This is a genomic window from Paenibacillus sp. EKM206P, assembly GCF_011066155.1.
Taxonomy (GTDB): Bacteria; Bacillota; Bacilli; order Paenibacillales; family Paenibacillaceae; genus Paenibacillus; species Paenibacillus polymyxa_D.
Window position 1 is genome coordinate 1 of the sequence record NZ_JAAMNQ010000027.1, and the last position, 10,497, is coordinate 10,497.

Annotated in this window: 11 protein-coding genes; all 11 read right to left on the reverse strand. The window is 42.4% G+C overall.

The features are described 5' to 3' along the window. Positions 1 to 443 precede the first annotated feature (443 nt). The 11 genes from G9G53_RS25360 to G9G53_RS25410 all read right to left on the reverse strand — a co-directional run bounded on the left by G9G53_RS25360 (position 444) and on the right by G9G53_RS25410 (position 10,284). Entirely contained in the window at positions 444 to 1,604 is a 1,161-nt protein-coding gene (locus G9G53_RS25360; RefSeq protein WP_165150849.1) for a trans-sulfuration enzyme family protein, read from the reverse strand. 303 nt (positions 1,605 to 1,907) lie between these two features. Beyond that, on the reverse strand, positions 1,908 to 2,588 hold the full coding sequence (locus G9G53_RS25365) for a YetF domain-containing protein (RefSeq protein WP_165150850.1): 681 nt from the start codon (positions 2,586 to 2,588) through the stop codon (positions 1,908 to 1,910). Between the two features lie 234 nt (positions 2,589 to 2,822). Further along, positions 2,823 to 3,089, reverse strand: a complete 267-nt coding sequence (locus G9G53_RS25370; RefSeq protein ID WP_013310304.1) for a metal-sensitive transcriptional regulator — start codon at positions 3,087 to 3,089, stop codon at positions 2,823 to 2,825. Positions 3,090 to 3,165: 76 nt separating this feature from the next. Further along, positions 3,166 to 3,642, reverse strand: coding sequence for a DsrE/DsrF/DrsH-like family protein (locus tag G9G53_RS25375; protein WP_029516791.1), 477 nt, complete (start codon positions 3,640 to 3,642; stop codon positions 3,166 to 3,168). Beyond that, positions 3,639 to 4,229, reverse strand: a complete 591-nt coding sequence (locus G9G53_RS25380) for a sulfurtransferase TusA family protein (protein ID WP_165150851.1) — start codon at positions 4,227 to 4,229, stop codon at positions 3,639 to 3,641. Before G9G53_RS25380 ends, G9G53_RS25375 begins: the two co-directional genes overlap by 4 nt. 216 nt (positions 4,230 to 4,445) lie before the next feature. Continuing rightward, positions 4,446 to 4,973 (reverse strand): TetR/AcrR family transcriptional regulator, encoded by a 528-nt coding sequence (locus G9G53_RS25385; protein ID WP_029516793.1) that lies wholly within the window; start codon positions 4,971 to 4,973, stop codon positions 4,446 to 4,448. 149 nt (positions 4,974 to 5,122) lie between these two features. After that, positions 5,123 to 5,830, reverse strand: coding sequence for a DUF4309 domain-containing protein (locus G9G53_RS25390; RefSeq protein WP_165150852.1), 708 nt, complete (start codon positions 5,828 to 5,830; stop codon positions 5,123 to 5,125). 120 nt (positions 5,831 to 5,950) lie between these two features. Next, the gene (locus tag G9G53_RS25395) at positions 5,951 to 6,577 is read right to left on the reverse strand and encodes an HXXEE domain-containing protein (protein WP_165150853.1); all 627 of its coding nucleotides are present in this window, start codon (positions 6,575 to 6,577) and stop codon (positions 5,951 to 5,953) included. Positions 6,578 to 6,595: 18 nt separating this feature from the next. Then, entirely contained in the window at positions 6,596 to 7,186 is a 591-nt protein-coding gene (locus G9G53_RS25400; RefSeq protein WP_029516796.1) for a TetR/AcrR family transcriptional regulator, read from the reverse strand. A gap of 228 nt (positions 7,187 to 7,414) precedes the next feature. Continuing rightward, positions 7,415 to 8,647 carry an aminopeptidase gene (locus G9G53_RS25405; protein ID WP_029516797.1) on the reverse strand — a complete coding sequence of 411 codons (1,233 nt, stop codon included), beginning with the start codon at positions 8,645 to 8,647 and terminating at the stop codon, positions 7,415 to 7,417. A gap of 47 nt (positions 8,648 to 8,694) precedes the next feature. After that, the gene (locus G9G53_RS25410) at positions 8,695 to 10,284 is read right to left on the reverse strand and encodes an acyl-CoA synthetase (RefSeq protein ID WP_069012580.1); all 1,590 of its coding nucleotides are present in this window, start codon (positions 10,282 to 10,284) and stop codon (positions 8,695 to 8,697) included. Positions 10,285 to 10,497: the final 213 nt, after the last annotated feature.

Below are 10,497 nucleotides of genomic sequence, written 5' to 3' on the forward strand. Positions count from 1 at the left end.
ACTCTCCATTAAAGACCAACCGAAGTTGGTTTATAGAAAGAGCGATAAGCTCATGTTGAAACTGACGAGATAAAAAACATCTCTTGTTTGCTTCCATTTTATACAGCCTGGAAGGCATGTACCAAAATTTCAGCGTTGGATTTTGCAAGCAAAATCCGTACTCACTCGTTGTTCAGTTTTCAAAGATCAAGTCAACAGCCGTTTAACTGGCTGGATATATAATTTATCACGTGTATACCTATCAGGCAAGTTGTAATATTTCCCAATTTACTAGTTTGTATTTCTACACGGTGATTTACCTGGAACAACTGAGACTCTCTTATCTCCTACTTCAAGTGCAAAGTTGATCAGGTATAAACATCATAAATCAGAAAAGCAGAAGCTCTTTATGTATTGGAGGAACCGCTACTTCCGCTTTTTTAGATAAAATCCTGAAAGTTAGCTTAGCTTAAAGCTGTAGCTAAATCCTGTATCAGAAGTTCAGCAGGCTCATGCCCTACAGCTAGGCGGATAAGCGATTCGGGCATGTGTTGTTTTTCTAGACTCTGCTTATTGAAGCCGTAGTTTGGTGAGATCACCTGGCTCTCCATAGACCCCCAAGATACACCGATCCGAATCAGTCGCAGTTTATTGATCACTCTGCATATATCCTCATAACCCGAATCTTTTAGTTCAAAACTGAATAATCCGGCATACCCTTTGAGTTGCCTACATGCCAGCTCATGTTGTGGGTGAGAAGGAAGTCCGGGATGATTCACTTTTGAAATGGCCGGATGATCTGATAGAAAACGAGCAACCAACAGAGCATTTCTCTGATGGGCTTCCATTCGGAGCGGGAGTGTTCTTAGCCCCCGAATGAGTAGCCATGCTTCAAAAGGGGCCAACGAGCCGCCAATCAACTCATACTCTTCAGCATACATACGATTTATTATCTCTTTAGAAGCGATCACTGCCCCTGCAATTAAATCATTATGACCACCCAAGTACTTGGATGCGGAGTGAACAACGATATCTACGCCCCATTCTAATGGTTTTTGAAAAAGGGGTGTAGCCCATGAATTATCTATGATTGTGCGGATGCCCTTCGCTTTGGAAAGCGAAGCTACCTCCTGAATATTTACCATATCGAATGTGAATGAGGTAGGAGACTCCATAAGAATAGCACGGGTCTGCGGGTTGATGGCATCAGCAACTGCTTCCGTAGAAATGGAATGTACAATTGTATAATTTATATTGAACTTCGATAAGTATTTAGCTAGGCTGACGGAGGTTTCGTATATGTGTCCGACCAGAATCAGATGGTCCCCGGCGGATAAACTACACATTAAAGCCGCACTGATAGCAGCCATTCCGGAAGCAAAGCACTTGCAGTCCGCCCCACCTTCCAGTGCAGCAATCATTTGCTCTGCAATCTGAACGGTAGGATTGGTTCCCCTCGAATAGACATAATGCTCCTTTTCATTATTAGCCGCTTCAGCATAATCTTCGTAAGTATCAAAGAAAAATGGAGCAGTCTCATAAATAGGAGGAGCAGCAGCCTTAGCAAAACACCCTAGTTCGTCCTCAAATCGGAGACAGATAAGCTGATCATCCGAGAAACTCAAATCTGATCACCACTTTCTGAAAAATTTCAAACTCATGAGGTAGTCTCCTCAATCCGGGACTCAAATATTCTATAGGGTTATTTCAAAAATCTTTTAAAGAACTGCTGGGATCTAAAAATGATAATTAAATGCATGAAATAAATATGGAGCAGTGAATGGAAGCAATGAGTAAAAATACACTCAGGGTATCAGAGTTGATCATCTGTATTTCATTGTTTGAGCTGGGAAGTACAACCCTGACTTTTCACCTCGCTCCTCTTTTTTGGCTTAATTATCAAAATGGTCTTATTTTTAATGCTTTTTCTATCTCATTGGCACGATATGAAGTGTTCCATCCTCGCTTAACTCTGCATAGGCAATCTCATCGATACTATTATATCCCTGCTCTCGCACTTTAGCCTTAATCTCTTCAATATCAATTGTTTTCCCACGCATAGATTCATTTAGCAACCTTCCCTTATCAATGACAGTAACAGAAAAAAGATCAGGCTGTGAATCTATTCCCATATCCTGAGCGGCGGGTGGCTCGTATTCAGGTTTCCGCATGACTGACAAGGAGCCGTTCGTCTCTAACGTAGTGTACCAGACCTCACGCAGAGAAAAAATATTTTGCTGGCGTAGCATGGAGAGTAGCTGTGTAAATTCTATGTCATATTTCTCCAGCATTTCTTGATTAACCTGCCCTTTATCCACGAGCAGCACTGTTCGACCTTCTGCCATATATCCAAATTTCACAAAATGGGTCGTCGCTTTTTCAAAAAAGTAGGCCAGCGCGCACCATAGTGCCAAAGCAAATAAAAGCTGTCCAATGGTCACCTTATCGTCATATAACGTATTTCCCACAATTTCGCTTAACACCAATGATGTTAGGAAATCGAGTGGTGTTAACTGACTGAGTGTTTTCCGCCCTGTAATAAAAGTAATGATCCACAAGCCAAAAAAGCTGATGATCAATTTGACACCAATCGAAACAAATACCTCCATAAATAGGCCTCCCGGAAGAAGTTGTTTTGTTATGTGTTATTTACACCGGCCTACCTCAGCATAAACAGAGGATTATTCCTGAAATGTCCGAATAAAAAAGTCCGCTACCAACTAGAGGCAGCGAACTTTTTAATTACGGCTAGTATATAATCTTTAATCAAAGGCAATATGCCAGCTCCCGTAATTTTGTGCATAGTGACATCATTGCCCGCTAGCTTGGACTCCGGAGTCAGATTATCTACTTTTCACAAGAAGCTGAATCGCTTCTTTAACCAGCTTATCCGTGTCTCCTCCTGCCTCTTGCTCTTCCAATATACATCGTTGCAGATTCTCTGCTACAATTTGGGCAATCGCTTTATCTGATGCGTTACGTACGGCAGATAACTGGCTAACGACGTCTTTGCACGATTTTCCTTCATCCATTAAACGAAGTACCCCACGCACCTGTCCCTCAATCCTCCTCAGGCGCGTTTTCAGTTCATCACTGTAATTGTAATCCATAAGTAATGCACTCCTTTTTTGACTTACCATATACACGTATAGGTATATTATAAACCAAAAAAATAAATAGGATACCCTAAATAAATAGATTCACCTTGCCCTGGGAAGCATCCCCCAAGTAGGCGGCTACCCCAGCATATTCCAAACCTTCGATTAGCTCTTCTTGCTGCAGCCCTAACAAATCCATGGTCATGGTACAGGCGACGAGCTTGATCCCCTGCTCTCGTGCCAACTCTATAAGCTGCGGCAAGGAAAGCGCATTGTGTTTTTTCATGACATGCTTGATCATCTGTGGACCGAGTCCGGCAAAATTCATTTTGGATAGTGCAAGCTTTTTGGGTCCACGAGGCATGATCCAACCAAAGGCTTTTTCGAGTATCCCCTTATTAGTGCTCACGATTTCATCCTTGCGTAACGTATTTAGCCCCCAAAAAGTAAAGAAAATAGTTACTTCGTGATCATATGCTGCCGCTCCGTTCGCAATAATGAATGCAGCAATCGCCTTATCCAGCTCCCCGCTGAATAATACAATCGTTGTTTTGGGTGTGCTCATATGGATTCGCTTCCTTTAGTCTCTCCAGCCCATTCGGATATGCCTGAAAGCACAGATTTGACTTTTTTAGCGCCTTTGGCAACTAATAACTGACAAGCCATTTCACTGCGTGCTCCAGCTTGGCAAATCACTGCGATCTCTTCTTCCAAGTTCAGTTCAGAAAGTCTGTTCTCCAGTTCGCCAAGAGGGATGTGCTTAGATCCAGGGATATGTTTAAGCGTAAATTCAGCGGGTTCACGAACATCGAGTAAAATGAAGTTCTCTTTGTCAGAATATTTTGCTTGTAGCTCTTCATGGCTTATCGTAGAAGAAAATACTTGCTCCTTCTTCACTTCAGCTAGATTTGCTTTTTGTAGATAATGTCGCATTACATCTCCTTCTTGGAGAGTGCCCAAATATTGATGTCCGGTGTTTTTGGCCCAGCTCTGAAAATCGACTAATGAACCTTTGTCAGTCGCCTGAATCTCCATAATCTTTCCAGGAACGAGCTCATTCATAGCCTTTCTTGCTTTTACAATAGGCATAGGACAAGCTAGCCCTTTACAATCAAGAATATGATCTGCTTGGATATTGTTAGTTGATGACATTCTATAACCTCCGCCTGTTTTTTGAGGGGCTTAGCTTAGTTAAATCTTTTATACATATACCCCTATGGGTATCAGAATAACGATACTCGCTTCTCTTGTCAACTTATTTGGCCGTTTTTTCTCAGAAGCAAACAAAATCATGTCTTAAACAAATAAAATTAAAAGCAAAAAAAGCCGCGCAAAAACGCGACTCTAATGCATAAACATAAACCAAAATTAATCGTCTTTTTTCATCAGTTCTGGCAAATCCAGCGACATTGAAATATTACACAGCATACCTCTAGCGAGAAAAAGCATCGTTCTTTCCATTGCTTGTTCAATACCTGCCCGTCGGAAAGCATCATACACCGTCGTATGAATTTCACGTAACCCTTGCTGCATCACGCTTACAACCTCATCCTCGCGGATCGTCTGCGCCTGCATTTGCAAAAGTGTTTCATTACGGTATTCCGTCATAATTTGCGAATAGGCTGCAATTAGCTCTTGCTCGAGCTGCTCAGATGAGGCCGAATGAATGACGCTGTGAAAAGAATCTATGATACGTGTAAATGAAACCTTCAGGGCTTCAACAAGCAATGCTTCCTTGGTAGCGAAAAAACGAAAGACATAGGGTTGAGAAATATTGGCCCGTTCTGCAACTTTGGCTGTTGTAGCTCGGTAGTAGCCCATCTCAGCAAACACTTCAATGGCAGCAGATATGATTTCCTTTTGGCGATTTATAGATGTTGACGTAGCTTTAGTCATGTTTTTTCATCCTTTTATTTAACACAGTTTTCTGATTAGTGATTAATCAATTACAAAATAGTATAAACGACATACCCTAAAAATGCAATGAGCTTGAACAAAGTCGCCTCCGCAATTCTAACGGAAACGACTCTGTTATATGCATCCAATTATGGCGTTTTAGAGTTAAAATATAATCGGATATAATTGACCTTTTGCGTTTTGGTTTGATAGGAAAATACTAAATTATAACTAAGTCCTGATGTGTTATTGATCGTATAATTAGCTTCTGCTGTGTCAGGTATGTCTCTAGAGGTATCAACGGTTTCCGTAGGTTGGCCTAAATCGTCAACAATTTGTTTGATAAGCAACTTTTTATATTCTGGATCGGAAGATGTAATTTCTGTAACTTTATCGCTTCCATCCAGCATGATGTCTGTATGATACTTAGCGTAGCTTCTCATAGGGCCAGTAGAACCAGACTCGGATTTCCCCCACAGCTCAAATAAAAGAGCGCTGCTAGTTCCCAAGCCAAGACCTTTAGGCAAATTCGGTAAGGTTCCCTGCTTGGCTGCGCTAAATATAGCGGCTGCAGGGCTGTGTTTACTGTGAGGTGTAGCTGTACTATTGGCAGGTTCTTGATGGGTCGAGGTTGAGGTTGAGGTTGAGCCTTGCCCATTAGTATTGAGATCCGTGTTTTGATCTGTAGAACTAGCAGGCGATGTGACTGTTTCTGCTTTAGTAGGAGCAGTTGATTTTGCTTCCCCGCTATTGCTGCATCCTGTCATCACAGCAAAACCTATCGCCAATAAAGCACTAGTGGTGATTAGCTTGTAAGCCAACTTTTTACGATCATAAAATTGATGTGTATGCTTCATTATAAGATCACTCTTTCCTTGTTCATGGGTACAAACCAAGTGTAACCGAACCTCGTTTCCAGAATACCTCTACTTGTTTCCAACTTGTAAACAAGGACATTAATGATTTTCTAATATACACTATTTACGACCATAAGATCCCAGCTGTTGTTTAGAAAAGGAGTAAGGAGAGTCACTCTTCTTCAACCATATATTCCCTTTAATGATGAAGATGTATACAGCAAAAACAAAGTAGATCGTACCCGCAATCCAGTCTATTGCCGTTGGGATGTCTCGCTGTACTATTGCATGTATATACCAAATTCCGACTGGAACATGCAGGAGAAGTGCCGTAAACAAGCCAGGATTATATAGGGTTTTTGCTTTAATATTTACGACGATACCGTGCCAGACGACCTGAAAAAATCCCATAAAAACGGGTGCGAGTCCAAGCCAGATTACTTGCGGAAACCATACGGGGAGCAGGTAAAACACATAGGCAATTGCAACATTGATAATCATCGCTGATTGAGTGTTTAAGGGGTAATGATCGGGTGCTTCACTTTTAAACATAACGTTGTTAAATAAACCAGCAAAATATCCAGGCCAGCGGTACTCCTCAAATTGATGAAACAATATAGCTACAAAACTCAACCATAACCTGCCTGTTATATCCGAAAGGATAGCTTGATTCATAAGCAAAACAACACATACGACCACACCGATTATAGCCCCTGCATCTTGCCAATATTTTCTCAAATAATTCATATTAGTCACTCCTATGCTTTATTTTTGATCAAAATATCTTTCAAACAGCAGATTTAATTGTTCCTCTATTGAAGGTATTTTCACAACTGCCCCTGATTCAAGAATCGGACTCATCAGTGCGGGCAGAAAAATAGCTCCGAATATTTGCAGCATCATCGCTAACAAGCGCTCCGGCTGTTGCTCGCCTGTCAGCTCCTTGATCGTGTTCTGAACCTTTGGAAATCCCATTATGTTTAAAAACCTTCCGTATTCCTGTTGAGATGTGAAGGGCGTGCTACCCATGGCAATAATTCGCGAAAGAAGCTCTGGATATTGACGAATCACCTGTAAATAGTTATGTAAAAATTGTTTCAGTCTATCTTGGGGGGGGATCGCTGTATTATCCAAAATAGAAAAGGTGTGTTGAAAGCCATTTAATATCACTTCAATAGCTTCACTGAGCAAATTTTCCTTGGAGCCAAAATAATAATTAACTAATGAAATATTAGTAGCAGACAGATCGGCAATTTTTCGGATTGTAACCGCCTCAAAACCTTCCTTTTGAATAAATTCCAGCGTAGCGTCTAAGATTTTTTCTTTGGTTTGTTGTTTTTTGTCTGGGTGATTCATGTTTTTCCTCCTCCTGTTTCGTTCAATCATAACGGACAAATGAAACGGACAACTTTATATAAGCAACTTTTCAAACAACAATTAAAACATTGTTTAAATTTTTGTTTGAACTCAGTTTAGCACTTTATATTTCACAAAACAAGGAGTGATTTGAGATTTAGGGAATAGAAAAACCCGCATACGAATGAGATCGTTTGCGGGTTGATTGAATTGAGGTTGAGAAAAGGACTAAATAGCCCAATTTCCTTTGCGGAACACGGCTTCTTTACTTCCATCTTGCAGTTCGCCATCAATATCCAGCTCAGCTGAGCCGATCATGAAGTCAACATGAGTCAGACTGACATTGGCACCGTTCTGGAGCAGCTCCTCCCGGTTCATTTGTGTCCCATTTTCCATATTAAATGGATACGCACTGCCTAGGGCCAAGTGACAGGAGGCATTTTCGTCGATACCTGTATTGTAAAAAATACGATTGAGATTGGAGATCGGTGAATCGTGCGGCACCAGCGCAACTTCTCCCAAATAGCTGGCCCCTTCATCCGTAGCGAGCAAATGAGTCAGATGCTGCTCGCCGGATTCTGCTGTATATTCAGTGACTTTACCGTCCTTAAAGGTAAACGTTATGCGATCCACCAGTTGTCCATTTAAATTGAGTGGCATGGTACTTGTGACATGACCATTCACACCTGTACGCTTAGGCATCGTGAACACTTCTTCTGTCGGCATATTCGCGACAAAGTAATCTCCGCGCTCGTTCTCCCCACCGCCGCTGCGCCAAATATGCCCGTCAGCCAGTTCAATTCGCAAATCTGTTCCTGGTGCACGATAGTGGAGACTTTTATACTTTTTATGATTCAGCTTGTCTTGTACCTGTTCAAGGTTTTTCAAATGTTTCTGCCAATTCTGAATAGGATCAGAGCCATCTACACGGTTCATTTGGAAGATTGTATCCCACATGACACGTATACGATCCTCTTCTGCTACATCTGCAAATACTTTATCGGCCCAAGCCTTCGTCGGCGCTTTAATTAAACACCAGCTAATTTTATGATTTCGGGTATATTTGGAAAAACTTTCTCTCGCCGTAGCTGCCGCCTTAGTCGCACGAGATACCTTTTGTGGATCAATGCCTTGATATAAATCGGGGTTCGGCACTTTAATCGTTAGTGTGGCTCCACCCTCTTCGGCAAATTTCTCCATCATTTCTGCCTTCCAAGCAGGGTAGTAATCGAAGCTAGCTTCGTCACCATGTTCAAAACGACTACGTGTAATGGAATCATCCTCAAACTCTACCTGTACATATTTAGCGCCTGCTTCATAGGCTTTGCTGACAATCAGGCGTGTAAACTCAACAGTTTCCAGTGGTGCAGTTACCAAAAACACCTGTCCAGGCTGAATGTTAACCCCTACTCTTACAACCAGTTCTGCGTATTGCTCCAACAATGATTCAAATGTACTCATTTTTCCACGCTCCTGTTCCGTTTTGATTATATTGAATAATTTCATCATTACAGTACGGATTGCTTCTCCAGTTCACGCAGCTCCACTCTTCGTATTTTGCCTGAGCTGGTTTTAGGGAGTTCTTTAATAAACTCTATTTTTCGTGGGTATTTATAAGGCGCCGTCCATGTTTTCACATGATGTTGCAGTTCCTTCACTAACGCCGGTGATCCTTCTACCCCAGCTTTGAGTACGACAAAAGCCTTTACAACATGTCCACGGATCTCGTCAGGGCTGGCTACGGCAGCACATTCCTGCACGGAGTCATGCTTCATAAGCGCTTCCTCTACTTCAAAAGGACCAATGGTATAGCCAGAACTGATAATGATATCATCCCCACGTCCTTCGAACCAGAAATATCCATCCTCATCTTTGCGAGCCCGGTCTCCCGTAACAAAATAATCTCCGTGGACACTAGTTAATTTGCGTTCTGGATCATGGTAATACGTTTGGAATAATGCCGGCAGATCAGCGCGTACCGCAATATCGCCCACTTGCCCCGGAGCCAGCGGAATGCCATCCTCGTCTACGACCTCAACGAGTCCCGGTGCAATAGATTTGCCCATCGAGCCTGTACGCAGAGGTGCATCCTTTAAATTACCAATAATTAATGTGCTCTCCGTTTGACCATAGCCGTCACGAATCGTAATGTTGAACTGCTCCTGAAACTTATTAATGACCTCCTGATTGAGAGGCTCTCCCGCAGAAACTGCGCTGCGCAATTGGGATAGATCATATTGATCCAAACCATCCGTTTTCGCCATAATCCGATATTCTGTCGGCGTACAGCACAACACTTGGATTCCGTACTGCTGCATGAACTGCAAATAGCGACCCGGACGAAACGGACCATTATATACGAATCCGGTCGCTCCATTCCCCAGTACAGATAAAAACGGACTCCAAATCCACTTTTGCCATCCTGGTGCAGCTGTAGCCCATACTACGTCTGAAGCTCGAATATCCAACCATGGTGATGTTATCCGCAGATGAGCATATCCCCAGCCATGGCTATGTACAACACCTTTAGGATTTCCCGTGGTGCCCGAAGTATAGGCCAGAATGGCCATGTCGTCACGGTGCGTCTTCACAGCTTCAAAAGTATCTTCCTGTCCATCCATCAGCTCATTCAGCACGAGCCAGCCAGATACATCTGGCGTGTCGTCCCCGGAGACCACGATACGATAATCCAGAGTAGGCAAATCATCGCTTATTTTGTCCACTTCACCTGTTACTCCGTTCCAGGCAATGACTGCGCGTGCTTCAGAATGGCGAAGACGATATGCAATATCCTTGGCACGCAGCATTTCTGAAGATGGAATGACAGCAAGCCCCAGCTTCAAGCAGGCTATATAAATTACATACGCAATAATACGCCGTGGTACTACGACCAGAACTCTGTCACCTTTGTTAAATCCCAGACTTGCGAGTCCTCCAGCCAGTCGGTTAGCCTTTTTCAACAGCTCTCCATAGGTGATTTCTTCGTATTCTCCTGTCTCACTCAGCCACTTAAGTGCTGTTTTATCAGCCTCATGGTGTTCCATTTCCGAAGTCATATTGTAATATTCAGGCGCAAGCCATTGTTGTTGATCTGTCAAATTATACCTTCCCCTTTATACATAAGATGAGATCCACTTTCTTACTGTAGTATAACACGTCTTAGTACCAGGTTCTAATACCAGAATCATTTTTTTGGAAAAAAATAAATTGGGTAAAACCAACAACAAAAAGAAAGAGCCTGATCTCAGGCTCTCAGAGTGTCGAGAAAGTCCAACGGACTTTCCGGCACTTTATTTTTTATTTGGGGAAAC